The sequence below is a fragment of the Sphingobium sp. genome (assembly GCF_048594625.1).
In the GTDB taxonomy this organism is placed as follows: domain Bacteria; phylum Pseudomonadota; class Alphaproteobacteria; order Sphingomonadales; family Sphingomonadaceae; genus Sphingobium.
On sequence record NZ_JBMDWL010000084.1, the window covers coordinates 1 to 24,608 of the forward strand.

Annotated in this window: 21 protein-coding genes, 1 pseudogene and 1 riboswitch; of the genes and pseudogenes, 20 read left to right on the forward strand and 2 right to left on the reverse strand. The window is 64.3% G+C overall.

Features of this window, described 5'->3' with window-relative positions; translation table 11 throughout:
* The 20 genes from mraY to ACOJSJ_RS10140 all read left to right on the forward strand — a co-directional run.
* Positions 1-547, forward strand: a 547-nt coding sequence (mraY, locus tag ACOJSJ_RS10045; RefSeq protein WP_420144842.1) for a phospho-N-acetylmuramoyl-pentapeptide-transferase, incomplete at its 5' end; no start/stop codon positions are given.
* 4 nt (positions 548-551) lie between these two features.
* Entirely contained in the window at positions 552-1,925 is a 1,374-nt protein-coding gene (gene murD, locus ACOJSJ_RS10050) for a UDP-N-acetylmuramoyl-L-alanine--D-glutamate ligase (protein WP_420144843.1), read from the forward strand.
* A 48-nt stretch (positions 1,926-1,973) separates the two neighbouring features.
* Positions 1,974-3,176, forward strand: a complete 1,203-nt coding sequence (locus ACOJSJ_RS10055) for an FtsW/RodA/SpoVE family cell cycle protein (RefSeq protein ID WP_420144860.1) — start codon at positions 1,974-1,976, stop codon at positions 3,174-3,176.
* The gene (gene murG / locus ACOJSJ_RS10060; protein WP_420144844.1) at positions 3,173-4,354 is read left to right on the forward strand and encodes an undecaprenyldiphospho-muramoylpentapeptide beta-N-acetylglucosaminyltransferase; all 1,182 of its coding nucleotides are present in this window, start codon (positions 3,173-3,175) and stop codon (positions 4,352-4,354) included. Before ACOJSJ_RS10055 ends, murG begins: the two co-directional genes overlap by 4 nt.
* Before the next feature lie 124 nt (positions 4,355-4,478).
* Complete coding sequence (murC, locus tag ACOJSJ_RS10065) at positions 4,479-5,906, forward strand: UDP-N-acetylmuramate--L-alanine ligase (protein WP_420144845.1); 1,428 nt, start codon at positions 4,479-4,481, stop codon at positions 5,904-5,906.
* Positions 5,906-6,103 carry a hypothetical protein gene (locus ACOJSJ_RS10070; protein ID WP_420144846.1) on the forward strand — a complete coding sequence of 66 codons (198 nt, stop codon included), beginning with the start codon at positions 5,906-5,908 and terminating at the stop codon, positions 6,101-6,103. Before murC ends, ACOJSJ_RS10070 begins: the two co-directional genes overlap by 1 nt.
* On the forward strand, positions 6,085-7,035 hold the full coding sequence (gene murB, locus ACOJSJ_RS10075; RefSeq protein WP_420144847.1) for a UDP-N-acetylmuramate dehydrogenase: 951 nt from the start codon (positions 6,085-6,087) through the stop codon (positions 7,033-7,035). Before ACOJSJ_RS10070 ends, murB begins: the two co-directional genes overlap by 19 nt.
* Positions 7,032-7,529: a DUF4262 domain-containing protein gene (locus ACOJSJ_RS10080; RefSeq protein ID WP_420144848.1), complete on the forward strand. Its 498-nt coding sequence runs from the start codon at positions 7,032-7,034 to the stop codon at positions 7,527-7,529. The genes murB and ACOJSJ_RS10080 overlap by 4 nt, the downstream gene beginning before the upstream one ends.
* Positions 7,526-8,476 (forward strand): D-alanine--D-alanine ligase, encoded by a 951-nt coding sequence (locus ACOJSJ_RS10085; RefSeq protein ID WP_420144849.1) that lies wholly within the window; start codon positions 7,526-7,528, stop codon positions 8,474-8,476. The genes ACOJSJ_RS10080 and ACOJSJ_RS10085 overlap by 4 nt, the downstream gene beginning before the upstream one ends.
* The gene (locus ACOJSJ_RS10090; protein WP_420144850.1) at positions 8,469-9,425 is read left to right on the forward strand and encodes a cell division protein FtsQ/DivIB; all 957 of its coding nucleotides are present in this window, start codon (positions 8,469-8,471) and stop codon (positions 9,423-9,425) included. The genes ACOJSJ_RS10085 and ACOJSJ_RS10090 overlap by 8 nt, the downstream gene beginning before the upstream one ends.
* Before the next feature lie 6 nt (positions 9,426-9,431).
* Complete coding sequence (gene ftsA / locus ACOJSJ_RS10095) at positions 9,432-10,715, forward strand: cell division protein FtsA (protein WP_420144851.1); 1,284 nt, start codon at positions 9,432-9,434, stop codon at positions 10,713-10,715.
* Positions 10,716-10,821: 106 nt separating this feature from the next.
* Positions 10,822-12,273, forward strand: a complete 1,452-nt coding sequence (gene ftsZ, locus ACOJSJ_RS10100; protein WP_420144852.1) for a cell division protein FtsZ — start codon at positions 10,822-10,824, stop codon at positions 12,271-12,273.
* Between the two features lie 385 nt (positions 12,274-12,658).
* Positions 12,659-14,527, forward strand: coding sequence for a tetratricopeptide repeat protein (locus tag ACOJSJ_RS10105; RefSeq protein ID WP_420144861.1), 1,869 nt, complete (start codon positions 12,659-12,661; stop codon positions 14,525-14,527).
* A gap of 11 nt (positions 14,528-14,538) precedes the next feature.
* Entirely contained in the window at positions 14,539-15,723 is a 1,185-nt protein-coding gene (locus ACOJSJ_RS10110; protein WP_420144853.1) for a deoxyguanosinetriphosphate triphosphohydrolase, read from the forward strand.
* A gap of 82 nt (positions 15,724-15,805) precedes the next feature.
* A riboswitch (glycine riboswitch) is annotated at positions 15,806-15,905 on the forward strand.
* A 188-nt stretch (positions 15,906-16,093) separates the two neighbouring features.
* Positions 16,094-17,245 carry a glycine cleavage system aminomethyltransferase GcvT gene (gene gcvT / locus ACOJSJ_RS10115; RefSeq protein ID WP_420144854.1) on the forward strand — a complete coding sequence of 384 codons (1,152 nt, stop codon included), beginning with the start codon at positions 16,094-16,096 and terminating at the stop codon, positions 17,243-17,245.
* Positions 17,246-17,311: 66 nt separating this feature from the next.
* Positions 17,312-17,683 (forward strand): glycine cleavage system protein GcvH, encoded by a 372-nt coding sequence (gcvH, locus tag ACOJSJ_RS10120; RefSeq protein ID WP_420144855.1) that lies wholly within the window; start codon positions 17,312-17,314, stop codon positions 17,681-17,683.
* A 158-nt stretch (positions 17,684-17,841) separates the two neighbouring features.
* Entirely contained in the window at positions 17,842-19,200 is a 1,359-nt protein-coding gene (gene gcvPA, locus ACOJSJ_RS10125; protein WP_420144862.1) for an aminomethyl-transferring glycine dehydrogenase subunit GcvPA, read from the forward strand.
* Complete coding sequence (gene gcvPB, locus ACOJSJ_RS10130; RefSeq protein ID WP_420144856.1) at positions 19,197-20,768, forward strand: aminomethyl-transferring glycine dehydrogenase subunit GcvPB; 1,572 nt, start codon at positions 19,197-19,199, stop codon at positions 20,766-20,768. Before gcvPA ends, gcvPB begins: the two co-directional genes overlap by 4 nt.
* A complete protein-coding gene (locus ACOJSJ_RS10135) occupies positions 20,765-21,406 on the forward strand; it encodes a DUF938 domain-containing protein (RefSeq protein ID WP_420144857.1) in 642 nt (213 codons plus the stop codon). Before gcvPB ends, ACOJSJ_RS10135 begins: the two co-directional genes overlap by 4 nt.
* A gap of 52 nt (positions 21,407-21,458) precedes the next feature.
* A complete protein-coding gene (locus tag ACOJSJ_RS10140) occupies positions 21,459-22,334 on the forward strand; it encodes a hypothetical protein (RefSeq protein ID WP_420144858.1) in 876 nt (291 codons plus the stop codon).
* Here the strand turns inward: ACOJSJ_RS10140 and ACOJSJ_RS10145 are convergent.
* Together ACOJSJ_RS10145 and ACOJSJ_RS10150 are read right to left on the reverse strand one after the other, a co-directional pair.
* Positions 22,291-24,279 carry an ATP-binding protein gene (locus tag ACOJSJ_RS10145; protein ID WP_420144859.1) on the reverse strand — a complete coding sequence of 663 codons (1,989 nt, stop codon included), beginning with the start codon at positions 24,277-24,279 and terminating at the stop codon, positions 22,291-22,293. The two genes, ACOJSJ_RS10140 and ACOJSJ_RS10145, sit on opposite strands and share 44 nt — an antisense overlap.
* A gap of 121 nt (positions 24,280-24,400) precedes the next feature.
* A pseudogene (locus ACOJSJ_RS10150) lies at positions 24,401-24,608 on the reverse strand (8-amino-7-oxononanoate synthase); the annotation flags it as partial.

The following is a 24,608-nucleotide window of genomic DNA, read 5'->3' on the forward strand; positions in this document are numbered from 1 at the left end:
CGCCGCCTTCGTGATCGTGGCGTTCGGCAATGCGGTCAACCTGACCGACGGGCTGGACGGGCTGGCCACCATGCCTGTGATCATCGCCAGCCTGGCGTTCCTGCTGATCGTCTATCTGGTCGGGCGCGCGGACTTTGCCGATTACCTCGGCATCCCGCATGTGCCGGGCGCGGGCAATCTGACGATCCTGTGCGGCGCGATCATCGGCGCGGGCCTTGCCTTCCTGTGGTTCAATGCGCCGCCTGCGGCCGTGTTCATGGGCGATACCGGGTCGCTGGCGCTGGGCGGCACGATCGGCGTGATCGCCGTCACCGCCCATCATGAAATCGTGCTGGGCATCATCGGCGGCCTGTTCGTGGTGGAGGCACTGTCGGTCATCATTCAGGTGTTCTTCTACAAGCGGACGGGCAAACGCGTGTTCCGCATGGCGCCGATCCACCATCATTTCGAACAGCTGGGCTGGGCGGAGCCGACCGTGGTGATCCGTTTCTGGATCATCGCCTTCGTGCTGGCGCTCGCTGGCCTCGCCACGCTGAAGCTGAGGTAAGCGGATGATCGTTTCGAGCGTCTTTGCGGGCAAAAGCTACGCGGTGCTGGGGCTGGCGCGATCGGGGCAGGCTACGGTAGCGTCCCTGCTGGAAAGCGGCGCACATGTTACGGCATGGGATTCCAACCCCGCCAGTGTGGAGGCGGTTCGCGCATCTTTCAGCCGGAACATCGACCCGCCGCTCGGAAACATCGCGTTGCTCCATTCGGGTGGCAAGCTGACGTTCGGCGATCCGATGGAGATCGACCTTTCCGGTTTCGACGGCATCGTCGTGTCGCCGGGCGTGCCGCTCAATCGCCATCCCATCGCCATGCGCGCGAAGATTGCTGCCGTGCCGATCATCGGCGACATCGAACTGTTCGCGCTCGCCCGCCCGACGCTGCCGCCGCACAAGGTCGTCGGCATCACCGGCACCAACGGCAAGTCGACCACGACGGCGCTGATCCATCACATTATCGAGCAGGCGGGTTTCCCCACGGTGATGGGCGGCAATATCGGCCTGCCGATCCTGAGCCAGCCGCCGCTGGAGCCGAACCTGCATGGCGTGGGCGTCTATGTGCTGGAACTGTCGAGCTATCAGATCGACCTGACCCACAGCCTGGACTGCGACGTCGCAGTACTGCTGAACATCACGCCCGATCATCTGGACCGCTATGATGGCTTTGCGGGCTATGTCGCGTCGAAGGCGCGGCTGTTTTCGATGCAGTCGGCGGGCAATGTCGCGGTGATCGCGACGGAAGATGAACCGAGCCGTGGGGTGGCAGGCAAGGTGGTGGCCGCGCTGGAAACGGTGCAGGCTTCCGACATCGATCCCGTCGAACAGCTGGCATGGCCTTCGTTGCAGGGGCCGCATAATGCGCAGAATGCAGCTGTCTCCATCGCCGTCGCTAAGGCGCTGGGTATCGATGCAACGACCATCGCCGCAGCCCTCGCCAGCTACGCCTCGCTCCCCCACCGCATGCAGCGGGTGCGCGAACATAATGGCGTCCTTTATGTCAACGACAGCAAGGCGACCAATGCGGCATCGACCGCGCCTGCGATTGCGGCATGGCCCGCGATCGATGGCAGGCCCCGCATCCACTGGATATTGGGCGGCGTCGCCAAGTCCGACAATCTGGACGAATGCGTGCCCCATTATGGCAATATCGCCCATGCCTATACCATCGGCGAAGCGGGGCATATGTTCGCCGATCTGCTGCGCCCGCATATGGCGGTGGACGATAGTGAAATGCTAAGCGCCGCGGTCCGGCGCGCCGCGCGCATCGCCCAGCCGGGCGACGTCGTGCTGCTGTCGCCGGCCTGCGCCAGTTTCGACCAGTTTCGCGATTTCGAGGCCCGCGGCGATGCCTTCGCCGCCGCCGTGAACGCTTTGGAATAGGGACGCGGCTTGCGGGGTGGGGCAATGAGCAGGGAAGGGACGACAGGGATGTTCAAGGCTGGCGAACTGGTGAAGGGGTTTCGCACCCGCACCGTCCCGCGCGAACGGACGGCGCTCGCCATCTGGTTCTGGGAAATCGACCGCGTCCTCCTGTCGCTGATCGTCACACTGATGGCGATCGGACTGGTGGCGGTCGCCGCCGCTTCGCCCGTCGCCGCGATCGACCGGTCGACGGCAACCGTGGCGGTCAATCCGCTGATCTATTTCTATCGCCAGCTGATGTGGGTGTTCATCGGCCTGCCGATCATGCTGATCATTTCCATGTTGCCCCGGCCGCAGGCACGGCGTCTGGCGATTTTCGGCTGCGCCTTCTTTTTCATCATGCTGCTGTTCGTGCCGTTGCTGGGTTCCACGGTGAACGGGGCGAAGCGCTGGATCGACTTGCCCGGTTTCCGGTTCCAGCCATCCGAATTCCTCAAGCCCGTGTTCGTCGTGTCGCTCGCCTGGCTGCTGTCGCTGCGTACCAAGGATATGAGCCTGCCCGTCGTGCCGCTCAGCTTTTGCGTCACGGGGCTGATCGCGCTGGTGCTGATGCGCCAGCCCGACTTTGGCCAGACGGTGATCTTCTGCGCCTGCCTTGGCGTGCTGCTGCTGCTGTCGGGCTTGTCGATGCGCTTCATCGGGGCGATGGGGGGCGTGGCGCTGGCTGGGCTGGTCGCGGTCTATATGTTCTATGAAAATGGCCGCCAGCGCGTGAATGATTTCCTGGGCATCGGGGTTCAGATCGATGCCGGGCCGGACCAGACAGACCTTGCCTTCCGCACCATATCCCATGGCGGGTTCACCGGCGTGGGGCCGGGCGGCGGGCAGAACAAGTTCCGTCTGCCCGAAGCGCATACCGACTATATTTTTTCGGTGATCGGCGAAGAATTCGGTCTGCTGGCCTGCATCGCCATCGCCTGCGTCTATCTTGCCATCGTGGTGCGCGTGCTGCTGCGCCTGCTGGATGAGGAGGATGTGTTCACCATCCTGGCCGCAGCGGGCCTCACCACCCAGTTCGGGTTGCAGGCGATCATCAATATGGGCGTCAATGCGCAGATTTTTCCGTCAAAGGGCATGACGCTGCCCTTTATCAGCTACGGTGGCTCCTCTATGCTGGCGCTTTGTATCGGCGTCGGCCTGCTGCTCGCATTCACGCGGCGCAACCCCTTCATGGGTCGGCACACGGTCGTCAAATGGAGTGGTCGATGAGCATTTCCCGTCACTTCGTCCTCGCCGCAGGCGGGACGGGTGGTCATATGATTCCGGCGCATGCCGTGGCCGAAGAACTGATGGCGCGCGGCCATCATGTCGCTTTGGTCACCGATGAGCGTGGCGCGAAGATTCCCGGCATCTTCGATCATGCGCCCGATAACCGGGCGCAGGTCCACATCATGCCCGCTGGTCGCATGACGAAAAACCCGCTGAGCTGGCCCGGCGCGCTGAAAGCCATATTGGCCGGGCGCGCCATGTCGCGCCGCCTGAATGAAACATTCCGCCCGACCGCCGTCGTCGGCTTTGGCGGCTATCCGGCCATGCCCGCGCTGCTGGGGGCGCTGGCCGACGGCATCCCGACCGCCATTCATGAACAGAATGCCGTGCTGGGCCGGGTCAACCGCATCCTTTCCGGCCGGGTCGATGCCATCGCCACCGCCTATCCCGAAGTCGAACGGCTGAAGGATGCCTATGCGTCCAAGGTGCATCTGATCGGCAATCCGGTGCGTGAGGAAGTGAAGGAACTGCGCGAGGAGGAATTTCCCGCGCTGACCGACGAAAGCGTGTTCCGCGTGCTGGTGATCGGCGGCAGTCAGGGGGCGTCGATCCTGTCCAGCGTCGTGCCCGAAGGCCTTTCGATGCTGCCGGTCGCGCTGCGCCGCCGTCTGCAGGTGACGCAGCAATGCCGCGCCGAAGACATTGAGCGCGTGCGCAAACTCTATGCGGAAATGGAAATTCCCGCCGACCTCGCGACCTATTTCAACGATGTGCCCGAAAAGCTGGGCTGGTCGCATCTGGTGATCGCGCGCGCGGGCGCATCGACGCTGGCGGAACTGACCTGCGCCGGGCGTCCGGCGATCCTGATCCCGCTGCCCAGCGCCATGGATGACCATCAGACCGCCAATGCGAAGGAAATGACCGAAGCGGGCGGCGCACGGACCATCCCGCAGGCACGCTTCACCGCGGTGGAACTCGCCAAGCAGATGCAGAAGATGGCGCTGGAACCCGGCGCGCTGCAAAATGCGGCGAAGCGCGCGCGCAATTGCGGCCGTCCCAATGCCGCGCGCGACATGGCCGACCTGTTGGAAAGCATCGGCACAGCACCCATCGTCAATGATCCGGTCAAGGTCGGTCCGACCCCGACCACGCTGAATTTGCAGGGGGTGCCTGCGTGAACAGTGCGCTCCACTGTCATCCCAGCTTAGGCTGGGATCTCACTTCTCTTTCTGCCGTCGCTCTCGAAGAACAGAGAGATGCCGGCCTGCGCTGGCATGACGAAATTGTTTCGGAGAATATCGCATGAAGGGTGTCGGCACAGACATCGGCACGATCCATTTCATCGGCATCGGCGGCATCGGCATGTCCGGCATCGCCGAAGTGATGCATAATCTGGGTTACAGCGTACAGGGCAGCGACGTGGCCGAAGGCTATGTCGTGGAAGGGCTGCGCGCCAAGGGGATCAGGGTGATGATCGGCCACAAGGCCGAAAATCTGGGTGATGCCGCCGTGGTCGTCACCTCAACCGCGATCAAGCGCGGCAATCCCGAAGTCGAACTGGCGCTGGAAAATCGCGTCCCCGTCATCCGCCGCGCCGAAATGCTGGCGGAACTGATGCGCCTGAAATCCACTGTCGCGGTGGCGGGCACCCATGGAAAGACCACGACGACGTCGATGGTTGCCGCACTGCTGGACGCGGGCGGGGTGGACCCCACCGTCATTAACGGCGGCATCATCAACAGCTATGGTTCCAACGCGCGTCTGGGTAACAGCGACTGGATGGTGGTGGAGGCCGACGAAAGCGACGGCAGCTTCCTGCGCCTTGACGGCACGATCGCGGTCGTCACCAATATCGATCCTGAACATCTCGACCATTATGGCAGCTTCGACCGGGTGAAGGACGCCTTCGTCGAATTCGTCGGCAATGTGCCTTTCTATGGTGCGGCGATGCTGTGCCTCGACCATCCCGAAGTGCAGGCCATCCTGCCGCGCGTGCAGGATCGCCGGATCGTCACCTATGGCTTTTCGGCGCAGGCCGATATTCGCGGCGAGAATGTTCAGCCGATCCCCGGCGGCAACCGCTTCGATATTCAGATCCGTGAGCGCGACGGTTCGATCCGTCGGATCGAAGGGATCGAAATGCCGATGCCCGGTCGCCACAATGTGCTGAACGCGATGGCGGCGATCGGCGTGGCGCTTCAGATGGGCATTGACGACGCCACGATCCAGACCGGTTTTGCCAAGTTTGGCGGTGTGAAGCGCCGCTTCACCAAGGTGGGCGAGATCGACGTTGCAGGCGGCAAGGCGACCGTCATCGACGATTATGGCCATCACCCGGTGGAGATCAGGGCGGTGCTCGCCGCCGCGCGCGAAGGCGCGAAAGGGCGCGTCATCGCCGTGGTGCAGCCGCACCGCTTCACCCGCCTGCGCGACCTGATGGACGAGTTTCAGCAGGCGTTCAACGATGCCGACATCGTCTATGCCGCGCCCGTCTATACCGCTGGCGAACAGCTGATCGAGGGCGTGGACAGCGCCGCGCTGGTCGCGGGTCTCAAGCGGCGCGGCCATCGCAACGCTGCGACCGTGATTGACGCCGCCGACCTCGCCACTGTGATCGCTGCCGACATTCAGCCCGACGACATGGTCATCTGCCTTGGCGCGGGGGACATCACCAAATGGGCGGCGGGTCTGGCATCGGCCGTGGCCGTCAAGGTGGAGGAAACCGCCTGATGTTCGAACTGTTCGCCGTCGGCCTCGAAATGCAGAAGCGCATGATCGATGCCCAGATGCAGAACGTGGAAGTTGCGCGCGACATGGTGGAAGCGGCGCAGCGTCAGGTCGAAACCGGCATGGCGGTGCGCCAAGCCAATGAAGCGGGCCTGAAAGCGATGAAAAGCTGGATGAACCTGTGGGGTGTACGCGGTTGAGCCGGACGATCCCCGTTCCGCCCGTTCGCGGTACACTGAAGGCCGACGCGCCGCTGGCGCCGCTTGTCTGGTTCAAGGCGGGTGGGGCGGCGCAATGGCTGTTCGAACCGAAGGATGTGGACGACCTGTCCGATTTCCTGGCCATGCTGGACCCCGACATGCCGGTCATGGCGCTGGGCCTTGGCTCGAACCTTATCGTCCGCGATGGCGGGGTGCCCGGTGTCGTCGTGCGTCTGGGCAAGCCCTTTGCCAGGGTCGAACAGCTGGACGAAACCACGCTCGTCTGCGGTGGCGGGGCGTCGGGCATACTCGTGTCGTCCACCGCGCGCGATGCGGGGATCAGCGGGCTGGAGTTCCTGCGCTCTATCCCTGGTACGGTCGGTGGCTTCGTGCGGATGAACGGCGGCGCCTATGGCCGGGAAACCGCCGACATATTGGTGTCCTGCGAAGTCGTGTTGCGATCGGGCGAACAGGTCACGCTGCTGGGGCGCGACCTTCATTACAGCTATCGTCATTCGAACCTGACCGATGGCGCGGTCGTGGTCAGCGCGACCTTCCGCGGCGAGCCGGGCGAACCCGCCGCCATTCAGGCGGAAATGGACCGCATCGCCACCGCGCGCGAGGAAAGCCAGCCACTGCGCAGCAAGACAGGCGGTTCGACCTTCAAGAATCCCGATGGGCACAAGGCATGGGCGCTGGTGGACGAAGCAGGCTGTCGCGGACTGCAACTGGGCGGCGCGCAGGTGAGCGAGAAGCACACCAATTTTCTGCTCAACACCGGCGAGGCGACCAGCGCCGACATCGAAGCGCTGGGCGAGGAAGTGCGCCGCCGGGTGAAGGAAAAGAGCGGCGTCGATCTGCAATGGGAAATCCAGCGGGTTGGGTTGTTTACCGTCGACACAAACAAGGAAGCTGCGGGGGTGGCGAAGTGACGGAGGTCATCGCCCGCGATGATTTTGAGCGCGGCATTATCGAGAATGTGCGCGAACATGGCTGTCAGGTGAACATGGTGTTCGATCCGGACGGTGAACAGCCGAATTTCGCCTATTCGATAGGTTTCAAAGAGACGGTGGGGCAACCGGAGGTGATTACCTTTGGCTTATCCAACGAAATGATGAAATTTATGATCAATCAGACGCTTCGCGAATGTAGGGAAGGTCTTGTCCTAACCGATGGCGCCGTCATCGAAGGCCTTCTTGAAGGCCACAAGTGCATCGCGCGGATCGTCTATCCTAGCCAGATCTGTGAAGAATATGTGAATTCTGCACTGTGGTACCACAAGGCGCGAACGGGCGAGCGCTTGACCGATCTTGTCCAGATCGTGTGGCCAGGGGCCGTGGATGGGCTGTTCCCTTGGGATGACGGCTGCGATGCCGGTGTAATAGCTTTGCAGCCCGCATTATATGAAGAGAGGTTGAGTTCATGAGCCGTGGTCCCTGGCATGTCGCCGTCCTGATGGGTGGCTGGTCGGCGGAACGGCCGGTATCGCTGTCTTCGGGTGAAGGCGTCGCCAAGGCGCTGGAATCGCGCGGCCACAAAGTCACGCGGATTGACATGGATCGCAATGTCGCCGCGCGCCTGAGCGAAACGAAAGCCGACGTCATCTTCAACGCGCTGCATGGCGTGCCGGGTGAAGATGGCACGGTGCAGGGCATGATGGACCTGATGGGCCTGACCTATACCCATAGCGGCCTTGCCACGTCGGTCATCGCCATCGACAAGCAGCTGACCAAGCAGGCGCTGGTGCCCCATGGCATCCCGATGCCGGGCGGCCATATCGTGGACCGCGAAAGCCTGTTCACCGCCGATCCGCTGCCGCGCCCCTATGTGCTGAAACCCGTCAATGAGGGCAGCTCGGTCGGCGTCGCGATCGTCACGGCGGGGGGCAATTACGGTAACCCCATCGCCCGCGACAGCGTGGGGCCATGGCAGGATTTTCCGCAGCTGCTGGCAGAACCCTATATTCGCGGGCGGGAACTGACCACCGCCGTACTGGGCGATGAAGCGCTGCTCGTCACCGAATTGCGGCCCAAAAGCGGCTTCTACGATTTCGACGCCAAATATACCGACGGTATGACGGAGCATGTCTGCCCCGCCGAAATTCCCGCCGAAATTACAGAGGCCTGCAAGGCGCTGGCGCTGCGCGCGCATCAGTTGCTGGGGTGCAAGGGGGCGTCCCGGTCCGATTTCCGCTGGGACGATGAAAAGGGCATCGATGGCCTTTACCTGCTGGAGGTCAACACCCAGCCGGGCATGACCCCTTTGAGCCTTGTCCCCGAACAGGCGGCGAAGCTGGGCATTGACTATGCCACGCTGGTAGAGACTATTGTCGAGGAAGCGCTGACACGCGCCGGGGAAAGCAGAGATGGCTGAAGCACGCATCCGACGCGGCGGCACCGCGCGGCTGAGCAGCGCGAAGGGCAGAGCCACGAGGGGCGGTCGCGGCCGCGCGCTCAAGCGTCGCAGCTGGGTCGACAGCCTCATCGAATATCTGCCCGTCAGCGAAGCGACGCTGCAACGCATGGCCAGCTGGGCCATCGTCGGCATTTTCGGCGCGATCATCATCGCCATCGCCATCTTCATGGGCTTGCCGGGCATGGCGCGGCAACAGGCGGCGGACCTTGCTGCCCGCGCGGGTTTCGAAGTCGAAAAGGTCGAAGTGCGCGGTGTCGAGCGGATGGATGAGCTGTCCGTCTATAATATCGCGCTGGGGCAGGTGGATCGTTCCATGCTCTCGCTCGACCTGCCGAAGGTGCGGGCCGACATGCTGCGCCTCGGCTGGGTGAAGGATGCGCGCATTTCCCGCCGCCTGCCCGACACGCTGGTCGTGGATATTGTGGAGCGCGACCCCGTCGCCGTATGGCAGCATGGCGGCCAGCTGCATCTGATCGATGTGTCCGGCGTGGTGTTGCAGTCGGTGTCGGCCAGCGCGATGCCCGACCTGCCGCTGGTGGTTGGTCCCAATGCGAATCTTCAGACGGCGGGCCTTAACAAGCTGATGGAAAACGCCCCGGCATTGAAGCCGATGCTGGCCGGTGCCACATGGGTCGGGAACCGCCGGTGGGATCTGCGCTTTCAGTCGGGTGAAACGCTGTCCCTGCCGGAAGGCGACAAGGATTCTGCGTCGGCTCTGGTGAATTTTGCGCGGATGGACGGGGTGAACCGATTGCTGGGCCGGGGCATCGTGAAATTCGACATGCGCGATCCCGATCGCTTCGTCCTGCGCCTGCCACAGGGCAAGGTGGAAGAAAAGCCGATGGATGCAGCGGCGCAGGCGACGGCAGCACCCACGCAGGACCCGACAGCGGGTGAGGAAGGCTAAGACAAGATGGCGCAGCCTAAGGTCGAAAAGCTCATCACCGCGATCGACATTGGCTCTTGGAAAGTGTCGGCGCTGATCGCAGGTCGCACCGACACCGGCGAACTCGCGATCCTGGGAACGGGGCAGCGGGAAAGCCGTGGCGTACGCCGCGGCTTCATTGCCGATATGGAGCGTACCGAACTGGCCGTCCGCGAAACGGTGGAGCAGGCGGAGCGGGTCGCAGGCACCAATATCGAGGATGTGTGGGTCAGTTTTTCGGGCGGTTCGCTGGTCAGCGACGTCGTTACGGTCGAACGCGACATGGGCGGATACCGTATCGAACAGCCCGACATCGACGACCTGCTGACCACGGGGCAGCAGGGGATCGACCCCGATGGCCGCATCGTCCTGCATGCGCAGCCGACCTGTTTCACCATCAACGGCCGCGTACCGGTGAAAAAGCCGCTGGGCATGCATGCCGACCTGTTGGGCGTGGACATTCATGTCGTGCTGGCGGACGGCGCGCCGCTCGCCAATCTCGACCTATGCGTGCGCGGCGCGTATCTGAACGTCAATTCCATCGTGGCGTCGCCCATCGCGACGGGCCTTGCCTGCCTGTCGGAGGAAGAACGCGACCTGGGCGTCGCGCTGGTGGAAATGGGCGCGGGGGTGACCAATGTGTCGCTTTATGCAGGCGGCATGCTGGTCGGGCTGCATTCCATCCCGATCGGCGCGGCGGATATTACCGACGACATCGCGTCCGCTTTCGGCATCCGCCGCAGTCAGGCGGAACGGATCAAATGCTTCTATGGCTCCGCGATGCAGAACCCGCGTGATTTCCGCGAGATGATCGAAATCGCGCCGCCCCATGGCGAAGCCGCGATACCGGGGCAGGCCGCCGGTCCCAATGCGGAAGGCGGCAAGATTACCCGCGCCGCACTGGTCGGCGTGATCTGCGAACGGCTCAATCAGATCATGACGGAGGTCAATGCCGCGCTGGCGGGGATGGGGTTCAATTCCACCGGGCGTCAGGTCGTATTGACCGGCGGCGGCGCGGAAATGAAGGGCATCGCCGATTATGCGCAGGGTGCTTTGGGTCGCGCCGTGCGTGTCGGACGACCAAGGGGCTTGTCCGCGCTGCCCGAAGCGCATAGTGGCCCGGCCTTCGCGACGTTGGCGGGACTCGCGCTTTATGGCGCTTCCAACCCGGTTGATCTCCGCACGATGGCACCCGCTCCGCAAACGGTGCATCGTCTGGGGGCGCCGCTGTGGTGGCAGCGCATGATGCGGGCGATGAAGACCAACTATTGAACGAATTTGGGTTTAGACGAAAATAGGGGGTGAAATACTCTATTTTCTGGTGTTAACATTTGAAGACGGCGTTGCTTCCTGACGAGGAAGCTGAGGGAGCAAATATATGAGCATTGAAATCAGCCCACCGCATGTGGACGAACTGAAGCCGCGGATCGCGGTCATCGGCGTCGGCGGTGCGGGCGGCAATGCCATCGCGAACATGATTGCCGCATCGGTCGAAGGCGTGGACTTCATCGTGGCGAATACCGATGCGCAGGCGCTCAACAGCTCGCCTGCCGAACGGCGCATTCAGCTTGGGCCGCAAATCACCGAAGGTCTGGGCGCCGGTTCGCGCCCTGAAATCGGCAAGGCAGCGGCGGAAGAAACCATCGCTTCGGTCGAAGAGGCGCTGAACGGCGCGCATATGTGCTTCATCACCGCCGGCATGGGCGGCGGCACCGGCACCGGTGCGGCCCCGGTCATTGCAAAGGCTGCGCGCGATCGCGGCATCCTGACCGTCGGCGTCGTGACCAAGCCCTTCACCTTCGAAGGCAATCGTCGCATGAAGTCGGCGGACGCTGGCATCGAAGAACTGCAAAAGCATGTCGACACGCTGATCGTCATTCCGAACCAGAATCTGTTCCTGATCGCCAATCCGAACACGACCTTCAAGGAAGCGTTCCAGATGGCGGACGAAGTGCTGCAGCAGGGCGTGCGTTCGATCACCGACCTCATGATCATGCCGGGCCTCATCAACCTCGACTTTGCCGACGTGCGGTCTGTGATGGGCGAAATGGGCAAGGCGATGATGGGCACCGGCGAAGCCGAAGGCGACGGCCGTGCGCTTCAGGCCGCCGAAAAGGCGATCGCCAACCCGCTGCTCGACGGCGTGTCGATGCGCGGTGCGAAGGGCGTGATCGTGTCCATCGTCGGCGGCGACGACATGCGCCTGATGGAAGTGGACGAAGCCGCCAACCATATCCGCGAACTGGTGGACCCGGACGCGAACATCATCTGGGGCAGCGCCTTCAACGACGGCCTGAACGGCAAGATCCGCGTGTCGGTGGTCGCCACCGGCATCGAAGCGGAAGCCGGCGGGAATGCCGCGCCGCTGACCCAGCCGTTCAGCTTCGCCAACCGCCCGTCGGTGTCGGTGCCCCAGTCGCAGCCTGCGCCCGCAGCGCCCAAGCCTGCACCTGTCGTGGCCCAGCCCGCGCCGGTCGCCGCGCCTGCACCCGCGCCGCAGCCCGAAACGCTGGAACTGGACGTTCCGGCCGCCCCAGCCCAGCCTGCGCCCGCGCCGGTTGCGGCGCCCGCGCCCAGCTTTGCGCCGCCCAGGCCCGCTGCCGTCTTTTCGGACGAGGACGGCGATCAGGACGAACTGATCCTGGGCGCGGAAGCCGCCGAACCCGCTCCGGCTGCGCCCGCCGCGCCCGCGCCGCGTGTCGCCACGGGCGGTACGCTGTTCGAACGCATGGCTGGCCTGACCCGCGGTTCGGAAAAGTCCACCGGTGCCGACGATGCGGCACCCGGCGTGGAAATTCCCCGTTTCCTCAATCGCCAGAGCAACCAGTAATATCATGGGCGGCCCGGCGGCCGCCCGCCATGATGAAAGCGCGCCGTCGGTCGTCTGATGCGACCCGGCGCGCTTTTTCGTTCCAGCTCATTTCCCGTTCATCATCGAACGGGCTAAGGCCATCCACCGACTGGATTGAATCGGTTCATGCCCTGAATGTCTTTTGTTTACCGCATTTTGCGATCCGCCATCTGTTCCAGATGATTTCAAAATGCTCTAAACGATGGCTTTCCGGATTCAGGGGCGGTCGTTCCGCGATGTTCGCCCTGTTTTCCGTTATTTCCGTTCCGCCAGCAGATGTCGGGCTGTCATGGCGATATATTAGGGACCAAATGTGAAACGCGCTGCTCCATGGCTTTTGGGTCTTGTTCTTCCCGGTGCGTTGATGGTGCCCATGACTGCGCTCGCGCAGGCGGATCAGTCTCAGCTCGTCCGGCCGCTGGGCGCTGCCGACCTGAACAACAATCTGGCCCGGCTCGCATCCAATCCGCGCGACGTCGCGGCTCTGATCGGGGCAGGGGAGGCGGCGCTGGCGCTGGACGATCCGCGCGCCGCAGCCGGTTTCTTTGCCCGTGCCGACGCGATAGAAAGCGGCAACGGCCGGATCAAGGCGGGGCTGGGCCGGGTCATGCTCAAGATGCAGAATCCGGCAGAGGCGCTGCGCCTGTTCGATCAGGCCGGGCGGCTGGGCTATCCCGACACGACGATCCTGTCCGACCGGGCGCTGGCCCGCGACATGACCGGGGATCAGGCCGGGGCGCAGCGCGACTATCAGACCGCGATGCAGCGCACGCCACAGGATGACGAACTGCGCCGCCGCTACGCCGCCTCGCTCGGCATATCCGGGCAGGTCGCCGCGTCCGACAAGATATTGGAACCGCTGCTGTACAAGAGCGACCGCGCCGCATGGCGTTATCGTGCCTTCATCCTGGCAATGAACAACAAGCAGGCGGATGCAAAGAAGGTCGCGGAACAGACCATGCCCGCGCAGCTGGCCGGGGCGATCGTGCCCTACATGCAGAAAATGCCCTATCTGACCGGCGCGCAAAAGGCGGCGGCGCTGCATTTCGGGCATTTCCCTGCGCAGATCGGCACCAGCATCGTGACGATCATACCGACGCCGCCCGCGCCGGGCATCGCGGTGCCGACCGCAAAGCCCGCCGCAACCACGCTGGCCGCCGCCGAAGCGCAGAAGGAAAAGCCGCTCAGCCGATCCGAACAGCGTCGCCGCGATCGGGAGGCCGCGCGTGCTGCCCGCGCCGAACGTCTGGCCGCATCGCGCCGCCCGGCCCAGCAGCAACAGCCCACCCAGCAACAGCCCACCCGGCCGCAACTGGCGCAGGCGAATACGACACTCCCGCGCACCACGACGCAGACGGCGCCAGCCGCGACCCAGCCCGCCCGCGTGCCATCCGCCGCGCCGGTGCAGCCGCAGCCCCGCACCACCACGGAAACGCGACCGGAAACGCAGGCGGCAGAGGCGTTCCCTGCGTCTTCCACCGTAACCCCGCCGTCATCCGCTTCGCCAGCGCGTCTGTCGTCCGGCGACGGCGCGCTGGTGCAGGGACCGCCTGCGCCCGGTTTCGATTCGATTGATGGCGTGTCGTCCCGCGCTACCTCGCCACAGGGTGCGCCTTCGGCCAGCGGAGTCCAGCCCGACACGCCCGCGCTGGCGCAGTCTGCCGCGGCTGCGCCCACGGCCGCCGCCACGCCCACTCCGCCGCAGCCTGATCCCGAAGCGACCCGCACGCTGGCCGACATCATCCGCGCGATCGACGTGCCGGATGCGGAGCGGCAATCGACCACGGCCGCCGTGGACCTGAGCGAAGTTGCGGAAATGCAGGCTGCCCGCCGCGCCGAAAAACAGGCAGCGGCCAAAGCGGCGGCGGACAAGGCGAAGAAGGACGCAGCCGCCAAGGCCAAGGCGGAGGCCGATGCAAAGGCAAAGGCCGAGGCGGAGGAGAAGAAACGGCTGGCCGCCAACCCGGCGCGCAACTGGCTTCAGGTCGGCGTCGGCCAGAATAAGGGCGCATTGATCTTCACCATGAAGGGTCTGCGCAAAAAATATAAGATCCTTGCGCCGCAGGGGGCATGGAGCGCGGGGTGGGGGCGCACCAATCGCCTGCTGGTGGGACCGTTCGCCAGCTTCACCCGCGCCAAGGAACTGGAAACCAGTATGAAGGCCGACGGTGCCGACGTCTTTGCATGGAAAAGCGACGCAGGAGAGGTAGTCGAAAAGCTGCCGGGCGAGTAAGAGCGGGTCGCATGACGACCCCTGTCCCCAGCTTTGCCCCCGGCCTTGCCCCCTATGCCTGCCATCCCGCCGCCAGCCGTGGGCGCCTCCATGCCGAGCCGGGCGGGGAAATGCGCGGGCCGCGCGACATGTTTCAGCGCGACCGCGATCGGATCATCCATTCGATCGCGTTTCGCCGCCTGCGCCATAAAACGCAGGTGTTCGTGTCGCCCGACGGCGATCATTTCCGCGTTCGCCTGACCCACAGCCTGGAAGTCGCGCAGATCGGCCGCACCACCGCGCGCACGCTGGGCCTGAACGAAGATCTGACCGAAGCGCTGTGTCTGGCCCATGACATCGGCCATCCGCCCTTTGGCCATGCCGGGGAAGATGCGCTGGAACAGGCGCTGGAGGATCATGGCGGGTTCGATCATAACGCCCACACCCTGCGCACGCTGATGCTGCTGGAAAGTCCCTATCCGCGCTTCCGCGGGCTCAACCTCAGCTGGGAAATGCTGGAGGGGCTGGCCAAGCATAATGGGCCGATCGATCATCCCGGCTGGGCGATGCGCGAACTGGATGCGATGTACCCGCTGAACCTGACCAGCCACGCGTCGCTGGAGGCGCAGCTGGCCGCGATTTCGGACGACATCGCCTATGACAATCACGATATTGACGATGGCTTGCGCGCCGGGCTGCTGACGCTCGACCAGTTGCTGGACGTGCCGTTCGTGCGCACATGCTGGGACCGGGTGCGCGCCCGTTACCCCGATGTGGCGCAGGATCGGCTGCTGCGTGAGCTGGTGCGCGAACAGATTGGCGTGATGGCCAATGACCTGATCGAATCGACCCGTGCCAATATTGCGGCATCGGGCGTCGAAACGGTGGAGGATGTTCGGGCGCTGGGCCGCACGCTCGTCGCTTTTTCGCCCGAACTGGCGGCGCAGGAACGCGATCTCAAACGCTTCATGTACGCGACGCTCTATCATCATCCCGAACAGCTGGCGGCGGCCGACCGGGCGCGCGTGATCGTGATCGACCTGTTCCGCGCTTATCAGGCGGACCCGGCGCTGATGCCGCCCGAATGGCGCGACGACTGCGCGCTGGAAGAACCCGTGCGCAGCCGCCACATCGCCGATTTCATCGCGGGCATGACCGACCGCTATGCCGAAAAACGCCATGCGGAAATATTCGGAAGGGTCGCGGTCGGCGTCTGATCCTTCATGACGTGGAAAGGGCGATTGACGCGCCGCTGCGTTTCCCCCAATGGCCGGAATGTCTCCGGCGGATTCGTCCGCCGGGCATGATGCGGGAGAGCATGGGAAGCCTTTAAGGCCGCCCCGTCGCCGAAGGAGCAACCGCCCCGGAATCTCTCAGGCCGAAGGACCGCATCGCGCGCAAGGCACTCTGGAAAGCGGACGGGCAACCATGCGCCGTCCCACCGAAGGGGTAAGCCATGTGGCCGCAGGGCCGCTGGTCAAAGCTCTCAGGTTCCGTGACAGAGGGGGTGGCAGTTGTAACAGGTCCGACTCCGGGCCAGTCTATGCTGTCGCACTCATTCTCTCTCCACGGAAAGGCGCCCCCTCCATGTCCGGCACCAACGACGTCGCCCATATCGAAGAAGAATTGCCGCTGGAGGCTCTGCCGCTGGACGCATGGCACCGCGCAAGGGGCGCGCGCATGGTCGGCTTTGCGGGCTATCACATGCCGATCCAGTATGAAGGCATCCTGGCCGAACATAGCTGGACCCGCGAACATGCGGGCCTGTTCGACGTCAGCCATATGGGCCAGCTCAGCTTTTCGGGGGCGGGCGTGGACGAAGCGCTCGAAACCCTCCTGCCCAGCGACATCAAGGGGTTGAAGCCCTTCCGCCAGCGTTATTCGATGCTGCTCGACGCGGAAGGCGGCATCCTGGACGACCTGATGGTGTCGCGCCCCGGCGATGGCGCCTTCGATGGCGCGGACATCTATATGGTCGTCAATGGCGCGACCAAATATGACGACATCGGCTGGATGATCGAACATCTGCCCGACGACGTCGTCATGAATCATATGGCCGATCAGGCGCTGCTGGCGTTGCAGGGGCCGGAAGCGGGCGAGGCGCTCGCCACCCTGATCCCGCAAACCGCCGACCTTATCTTCATGCAGTCGGGCCTGTTCACCTGGCGCGGCATTGCGCTGTGGATCAGCCGGTCGGGCTATACCGGCGAGGACGGCTTTGAAATCAGCGTCCCGGCCGACGACGTCACCCTGCTGGCCGATGCGCTCTGCGCCTTGCCGCAGGTCAAACCCATCGGCCTTGGCGCGCGCGATTCGCTGCGTCTGGAGGCCGGGCTGCCGCTTTATGGCCATGACCTGTCGCCCGCCGTCAGCACCATTGGCGCCGATCTTGGCTTCGCCATCCAGAAGCGCCGCCGCGAAGAAGGTGGTTTCTTTGGCCATGCCCGCGTGATGAAGGAACTGGCCGACGGTCCGGGCACCAAGCGTGTGGGCCTGACCATCGCCGGGCGTCTGCCCGCACGCGAAGGTGCGCAGATTTACGCGGGCGACGTGCTGGTGGGCGAAGTGACGTCGGGCGGTTTCGCGCCCAGCGTGGGCGCGCCGATCGCCATGGGCTGGGTCAGCCTGCCGCATGCCGTGATCGGGCAGGCGCTGGAAATCGAAGTGCGCGGAAAACGCATCGCGGCTGAGGTTGCGCCGATGCCGTTCGTTGCGCATCGTTATCGCCGCAAGGTTTGATTCTTCATTCTTGCCGATTTTTGCGGTCATGATTTTCAAGCAAATCATTCTGGAGGGTAGTAATCCATGAGCCGTTATTTTACCGACGAACATGAATGGATCGACGTGGAGGGCGAAATCGCCACCGTCGGCATCACCGATTATGCGCAGGAACAGCTGGGCGACATCGTGTTCGTCGAACTGCCTGCCGAAGGCACGACCTTCGAAAAGGGCGACGACGCCGCCGTTGTGGAATCGGTCAAGGCCGCGTCCGACGTCTATGCGCCGATCTCCGGCGAAGTGGTCGAAGCCAACGGCGCGCTGGAAAACGAACCGGCACTGGTGAACAGCGATGCCGAAGAGGATGGCTGGTTCTTCAAGCTGCGCATCGCCGACACCAGCGAACTGGAAGGCCTGATGACCGAAGCCGCCTACAAGAAGTTCGTGGCCTCGCTTTAATCAGCAAGAATGAGCCCCTCCCTTTTGAAGGGAGTGGTTGGGGTGGGTGGCGAGCGAAGCAAGCCGTGTAACCTTGCCTCAAGCATTGCCGACGATTGCCTTGCAATCGCACCCACCCCCTTACCCCACCCTTGAAAGGGAGGGGGGAGTTTTTTGAAATTCGTTACCTACCCCATACCGACGCCGACCGGCTGGACATGCTGTCCGTCATCGGTGCGTCCAGCGTCGACGATCTGTTCGTGGACGTTCCTGCCGAAGCCCGCCTGACCGGCACGATCGCGGGCCTGCCCGACCATGCCAGCGAACTGGCGGTCGAACGGCATATGGCCGCACTGGCGCGTCAGAATCTGTCGGCAGGGGAAGCGCCCTTCTTTCTGGGCGCCGGCGCCTATAAACATCATGTGCCCGCCAGCGTCGATCATCTGATCCAGCGCGGCGAGTTCCTGACCGCCTACACGCCCTATCAGCCGGAAATCGCGCAGGGCACGTTGCAGGTGCTGTTCGAATTTCAGACGCAGGTCGCGCGCCTACTGGGCTGCGACGTCGCCAACGCGTCCATGTATGACGGTTCGACCGCCTGCTGGGAAGCGATCGTCATGGCGCGCCGCATCACCAAGCGGGGCAAGGCGATCCTGTCGTCCGGCCTGCATCCCCATTATGTGTCGGTCGCCAACACCATGGCGAAATTCACCGGCGACGCGCTGGCCCATGAAGCGCCGACGCTGGATGCCGCGACCGACATCGACGCGCTGATCGCTGGCATCGACAAGGATACCAGCTGCGTCGTCGTGCAATATCCCGACATTCTTGGCCGTATCGCGGACCTGACGCCGCTGGCCGACGCCGCTCATGCGGCGGGCGCATTGCTGGTCGCGGTGGTCACCGAACCCGTCGCGCTGGGCGCGATCAAGGCGCCGGGCCATATGGGCGCGGACATCGTCGTGGGCGAAGGCCAGTCGATCGGCGTCGGCCTGCAATTTGGCGGCCCCTATCTTGGCCTGTTCGCGTGCAAGCAGAAATATGTGCGCCAGATGCCGGGTCGCCTGTGCGGCGAAACCGTGGATGCGGCGGGCAAGCGCGGTTTCGTGCTGACGCTGTCCACCCGCGAACAGCATATCCGGCGTGAAAAGGCGACGTCGAACATCTGCACCAATTCGGGCCTGTGCGCGCTGGCGTTCAGCATCCATATGACGCTGCTGGGTGAAAAGGGCCTGCGTGACCTTGCAACCCTGAACCATGCGCTCGCCTGTCAGGCGGCCGACCGTCTGGCGCAGGTGCCGGGCGTGCAGTTGCTGAACGACAGCTTCTTCAACGAATTTACCCTGATCCTGTCGAAGGATGCGCGCGACGTCATCCGCAACCTCGCCGATCGGGGCGTGTTGGGCGGCGTGTCGCTCGGCCGTCTCTTCCCGGACGCGCCGCAGATCGGCACCGGCGTGGTCGTTGCGGTGACCGAAACCGTCACGGCGCAGGACATCGAAACCCTTGCCAAGGCGCTTGAGGAGGAACTGGCATGAGCATGCTGAAGGAAGGCCGCCCGACCGCCCCCGTTCCTGTCAAGGAAGCCCATATGGCCCCCAATACCGCCACCGGCAACCGTGCGCTGATGCTGGAAGAAGCGCTGATTTTCGAAATCGGTTCGACCGACACGACCGGCGTCGATTTCGCGGAAGCACCCAAGGTCGCCAGCCGCCTCGGCAATCTGGCCCGTACCGATGGCATCGGCCTGCCGGGCCTGTCGGAACAGGAAACGGTGCGCCACTATACGCGCCTGTCGCGTCAGAACTATGCCATCGACCTTGGCCTGTTCCCGCTGGGCAGCTGCACCATGAAGCATAATCCGCGCCTGAATGAAAAGGTCGCGCGGATGCCCGGTTTCGCCGACATCCACCCACTTCAACCGCAATCGACGGTGCAGGGCGCGCTGGCGGTGATCGATCAGCTGGCGGCATGGCTCGTCACGCTGACCGGCATGCATTCGGTCGCGATGTCGCCCAAGGCAGGCGCGCATGGCGAATTGTGCGGGCTGCTCGCCATCCGTGCGGCGCTGGAAGCGCGTGGCGACGCGCGCAGCGTCATCCTCGTCCCCGAAAGCGCGCATGGCACCAATCCGGCCACCGCCGCTTTCTGCGGTTACAAGGTGGAAGATATTCCCGCGACCCCCGATGGCCGCGTCGATCTCGAAGCGCTCAAGGGGCGCCTTGGTCCCGATGTCGCGGCGGTGATGATCACCAATCCCAACACATGCGGCCTGTTCGAACGCGACATGAAGACGATTTCTGACGCGGTGCATGCCGCCGGGGCCTTCGTCTATTGCGACGGCGCCAACTTCAATGCCATTGTCGGCCGGGTTCGCCCCGGTGACCTCGGCGTCGACGCGATGCACATCAACCTGCACAAGACCTTCTCCACGCCCCATGGCGGCGGCGGTCCGGGTTCCGGCCCGGTCGTGCTGTCGGAAGCGCTCACCCCGTTCGCGCCTCTGCCTTTCGTGGAAAAGCAGGATGGCAGGTTCGTGCTGGTCGAAGAGGAAACGGCGCAGGATCATCATGCCCAGACCTTCGGTCGCATGGTCGCCTTCCATGGCCAGATGGGCATGTTCACCCGCGCGCTGACCTATATCCTCAGCCACGGGGCGGACGGCCTGCGTCAGGTCGCGACCGACGCGGTACTGAACGCCAACTATATCCTGCGCAGCCTTGATGACGTGCTGGATGCGCCCTTCGGCGGCAGCGGCCCGTGCATGCATGAGGCGCTGTTCAGCGACAAGGGGCTGGCCGAGGGTTTCACCACGCTCGACATCGCCAAGGGGCTGATCGACGAAGGCTTCCACCCGATGACCATGTATTTCCCGCTGGTGGTTCATGGCGCGATGCTGGTCGAACCGACCGAAACCGAAAGCAAGGCCGCGCTGGATCAGTTCATCATGGCGCTGCGTTCGCTGGCGCAGCGGGCCAAGGCGGGGGACGAAGCGCTGAAGGGCGCGCCCTATCATGCGCCGCGTCGTCGCCTTGACGAAACGCTGGCCGCGCGCAAGCCGATCCTAACCTGGACGGAAGCCGCACTGGCGGACGCAGCCGAATGATGCGCGGGCCGGAACCGTGGGAACCCGGTTCCGGCCCCGTCTTCGCGGACAAGCGCCATGCCCCCGCGACGACGCGCAACCGCGATGCCATTGCGAACATATTGCGCGATGAACTTCCGCCCTCCGGCCTCGTGCTGGAGGTCGCGAGCGGCAGCGGCGAACATGCGCTGCATTTCGCCGCCACTTTTCCGCAACTCCAATGGCAGCCGACCGACCCCGATCCTGCGGCGCTGGCTTCCATCGCGGCATGGAGGGCGGACGCGGACCTCGCCAACCTGCGTGCGCCGATCACTCTGGATGCCAGCGCTGACTGGCCGGTGACGCAGGCCGATGCCATATTGTGCATCAACATGGTCCATATCAGCCCGTGGGACGCGACGCTGGGGCTGATGCAGGGCGCAGGGCGATGCCTGCCGCTTGGTGGCCTGCTCTATCTTTACGGTCCCTATACCCGCGACGGCGTGGAAACGGCGCCCAGCAATCTGGCCTTCGACGCATCGCTCAAGGCCCGCGATCCCCGATGGGGGCTGCGCGCCGTGCATGATTTGATCGCTGCGGCGCGCGATCGCGGGCTGGCGTTCGATCGACTGGTGGATATGCCCGCCAACAATCTGTCGCTCCTCTTCCGAAAATCCTGATCTGCGTCAATCCTTCGACAAAATTACGGTAAAGCCCTACATTCCACTCCCCATGCCCAGTCAACTTCTTCCCCTCGTCACCGCCGAACTCAACGGGGCGGCCGATCCGCGCGCTGCGGCTATGGCGGGCGCGCTGGCGGCCAAATATCCGCGGGCGGCCCGCGCCGTGCTGTTCTACGGCTCCTGCCTTCGGGAACGCAATCTCGACGGGCTGATGCTCGATTTCTACCTGATCGTGTCGGATTATGCGGCCGCCTATGGCAAGGGGTGGCTGGCTCGCGCCAACCGGTTGATCCCACCCAACGTGTTCCCGTTCGAACATAATGGGTTGATCGCCAAATATGCGGTTCTGTCCGAAGCCGATTTCGCCCGACTGAACGGGGTGGAGGCGGACAATGTGTCGGTGTGGGCGCGCTTTGCCCAGCCATCGCGCCTGCTCTGGGCGTCGGACGACCTTGCCCGCCGCCGTGCCATCACCGCCGTCGCGCAGGCTGCCCCCACGCTGCTGTCGCTCGCCCGGCCGATGGCGCAGGAGGCTGACGCGCTCACCCTGTGGCAGACCGGCTTCACGCTTACCTATGATGCCGAATTGCGTGCGGAGAAAAAGGGACGATCGCTCTCCATCGTCGATGCCGATCCCGATCGCTATCGTCGTTTCGGGGAGGCTGCTCTGGCCGACGGCCTGCCGCCATCGCCGCAGGATGCGCCCGCGCTCTGGCAGCGGCTCCAGCGGCGCGGCAAGCGCCTGTCCGTCATGCGTCTGGCCAAGGCCAGCTTCACCTATGCGGGCGGCATCGATTATCTGGCGTGGAAGATCAATCGCCACGCAGGCACGAAGATGGAGATCAGGCCGTGGCAACGGCGCTGGCCGCTGCTGGGCGCGGTCACTCTGCTGCCGCGACTGTTCCGGGGCGGCGCGATTCGCTGAGCGTGGTGGCCAGCGCCTGTCCCAGCGCCGCCAACGTATAGGGTTTGCGCAGAATCTCATGTCCTTCGAAATCGGCGCTGTCATTGGCATCGCCGGTATAGCCGGTCACGAACAGCACCGGCAGATGGCGGAACCGGGCGGGCAGGGCCTTGATCATTTCCGGTCCGGTCATGTCGGGCATCAGCACGTCGCTCAGGATCATGCCGATGTCGCTATGAGCGGCCAGCAGTCGCGCGGCCTTGGCCGGATGGTCGCAGGCGATGGGCAGGTGGCCCAGTTCGCCAAGCGCCGCCATCGTCTGATTCAGAACGCGCGGATCATCCTCCACCACCAATATGCGGGTGGGCGGCTGTTCGACCGGTGCTTGGGTCAGGTCGCCCTGCATGTCCGCACCATCCTGCATCTGCATCGACCGTGGCAGGTACAGATGGACGCTGGTGCCGCCGCCCGGCACGCTGTCGATACGGATGTCGCCGCCGCATTGCCGCACGAACCCGAATATCTGGCTGAGGCCAAGGCCCGTCCCCTTGCCCACCGGCTTGGTGGTGAAAAAGGGTTCGAACACCCGTGCCAGCACATCGGGCGCCATGCCGCACCCGTCATCGGCAACGGTCAGCGTCACATAATCCCCCGCCATGCATTCGCCGACCTCGCCATCGGACAATATCGCCTGCCCCGTCGACAGCGTCATCTGCCCACGGCCATCCATGGCGTCACGCGCATTGACGCACAGGTTCAGGATCGCATTTTCCATCTGATGCTGATCGACGAAGATGCGCCATCCGCCGGCGCCCTGTGCGAACCGCACGATGATCTGGTCACCGATGGTACGGTCGATCAGGTCGGCCATGCCGCTCAACAGGGCATCGGGGTCGACGGCGCTGGGCAGCAGCGGTTCGGACCGGGCAAAGGCCAACAGCCGCCGGGTCAGCGCCGCCGCGCGATTGGCGCCTTCCATCGCATTGTCGATATGGCGCGTGGCGTCTTCCGGCTTCGTGCGCATCTTACGCCGGGCAAGTTCCAGCCCGCCGACGACGACGGCCAGCATATTGTTGAAATCATGCGCGATGCCGCCGGTCAGCTGGCCCACGGCATCCATTTTCTGCATCTGGCGCAGGTGATCCTGCGCCGCGGCGCGTTCGGCCGATTCCTGCTTCAGTTGGTGGTAGGCGTCCGACAGTTCGGCCGTGCGCGCCGCGACGGCGGCCTCCATCCGGTCGGCCCGCTCGCTTTCGACCTCCGCCAGTCGCCGTGCGCTGCGCCGTTCATGATAGGCGTTTCGGGCGAACCAGACGCCGAACAAGATGCACACCAACATCGCCAGCCCCACCAGCCGCGACGTCTTGCCCACCCATTCGCTGCGATCCCCCGCCAGCGTCACGGCCAGACTGCGTTCGCGCAGCCGGTCGTTTTCGGCCTGGATGACCAGATCCAGCAGGGCGGTGATGCGGCGCAGATCCTGACTCTTGCCCGCCTGATGGAAACTGGCCAGCGCCGCCATCTTCTGATCATAAGTGGTGCGCAGGCCGATGGCGTTCAGCGTCTTGCCGCGGGCGACATAGGCATGGCGCAGCGCCGCGACATTGCCATGCTGCCAGTCGGAATCGCGCGTGGCGTAGGACAGGGCCTTCAACTGGCTGGCGGCGCCGCGCCACTGATCCTGAAACAGCCGCCCGGTATCGGGATCAAGGCTGATGACATAGCGCGCCAGCGTGACTTCGGCCCGCGCCACCCGCGCTTCGAACCCGCGCGCCAGCGCGATCACCTCGAAACTATTTTGCTGTTCGGCCAGCGCCTGCGCATGGTCGCGCGACGCGTTGCTGGCATTATAGAGCAGCGCGCCGAGCGAGCCGATCAACAATATGGCAAGCAGCAGCGGCAATATGCGCCGGGGCAGCGCATGCCATCCCTGTGGCGTGTCGCCGGGAAGATCATAATCGGCCATCGACCGTTACATTAGCCGAACAAGGTCAAGCGCGAAACATCATCGATAGAAAGTTCCGCCGATAATGTTCGCTTTGCCGTCCTGATGGCTTGACCGGCCGCGTATGGGCCGGTCGCGCGGTTCAGCCGATGGCGCCGGTCGCCTTGCCTGCGGCTTCGAACATGCCGATGATCTGCGTCACCTGATCGTCGCTATGTTCCGCGCACAGCGAACAGCGCAGCAGGAAAGTGCCGGCCGGGGTCGCGGGCGGGCGCGCCATGTTGACGTACAGGCCCAGTTCCAGCAGCGTCTGCCACATGGCGACGGCCTGCATCTGGTCGGTCAGGATG

Bases quoted from the DNA above. Each gene is read 5' to 3' on its own strand.
- murD (WP_420144843.1), top strand. From the start codon at position 552: ATGATCGTTTCGAGCGTCTTTGCGGGCAAAAGCTACGCGGTGCTGGGG.
- ACOJSJ_RS10055 (WP_420144860.1), top strand. From the start codon at position 1,974: ATGTTCAAGGCTGGCGAACTGGTGAAGGGGTTTCGCACCCGCACCGTC.
- murG (WP_420144844.1), top strand. From the start codon at position 3,173: ATGAGCATTTCCCGTCACTTCGTCCTCGCCGCAGGCGGGACGGGTGGT.
- murC (WP_420144845.1), top strand. From the start codon at position 4,479: ATGAAGGGTGTCGGCACAGACATCGGCACGATCCATTTCATCGGCATC.
- ACOJSJ_RS10070 (WP_420144846.1), top strand. From the start codon at position 5,906: ATGTTCGAACTGTTCGCCGTCGGCCTCGAAATGCAGAAGCGCATGATC.
- ACOJSJ_RS10085 (WP_420144849.1), top strand. From the start codon at position 7,526: ATGAGCCGTGGTCCCTGGCATGTCGCCGTCCTGATGGGTGGCTGGTCG.
- ACOJSJ_RS10090 (WP_420144850.1), top strand. From the start codon at position 8,469: ATGGCTGAAGCACGCATCCGACGCGGCGGCACCGCGCGGCTGAGCAGC.
- ftsA (WP_420144851.1), top strand. From the start codon at position 9,432: ATGGCGCAGCCTAAGGTCGAAAAGCTCATCACCGCGATCGACATTGGC.
- ftsZ (WP_420144852.1), top strand. From the start codon at position 10,822: ATGAGCATTGAAATCAGCCCACCGCATGTGGACGAACTGAAGCCGCGG.
- ACOJSJ_RS10105 (WP_420144861.1), top strand. From the start codon at position 12,659: ATGGTGCCCATGACTGCGCTCGCGCAGGCGGATCAGTCTCAGCTCGTC.
- ACOJSJ_RS10110 (WP_420144853.1), top strand. From the start codon at position 14,539: ATGACGACCCCTGTCCCCAGCTTTGCCCCCGGCCTTGCCCCCTATGCC.
- gcvT (WP_420144854.1), top strand. From the start codon at position 16,094: ATGTCCGGCACCAACGACGTCGCCCATATCGAAGAAGAATTGCCGCTG.
- gcvH (WP_420144855.1), top strand. From the start codon at position 17,312: ATGAGCCGTTATTTTACCGACGAACATGAATGGATCGACGTGGAGGGC.
- gcvPB (WP_420144856.1), top strand. From the start codon at position 19,197: ATGAGCATGCTGAAGGAAGGCCGCCCGACCGCCCCCGTTCCTGTCAAG.
- ACOJSJ_RS10135 (WP_420144857.1), top strand. From the start codon at position 20,765: ATGATGCGCGGGCCGGAACCGTGGGAACCCGGTTCCGGCCCCGTCTTC.
- ACOJSJ_RS10140 (WP_420144858.1), top strand. From the start codon at position 21,459: ATGCCCAGTCAACTTCTTCCCCTCGTCACCGCCGAACTCAACGGGGCG.
- ACOJSJ_RS10145 (WP_420144859.1), bottom strand. From the start codon at position 24,279: ATGGCCGATTATGATCTTCCCGGCGACACGCCACAGGGATGGCATGCG.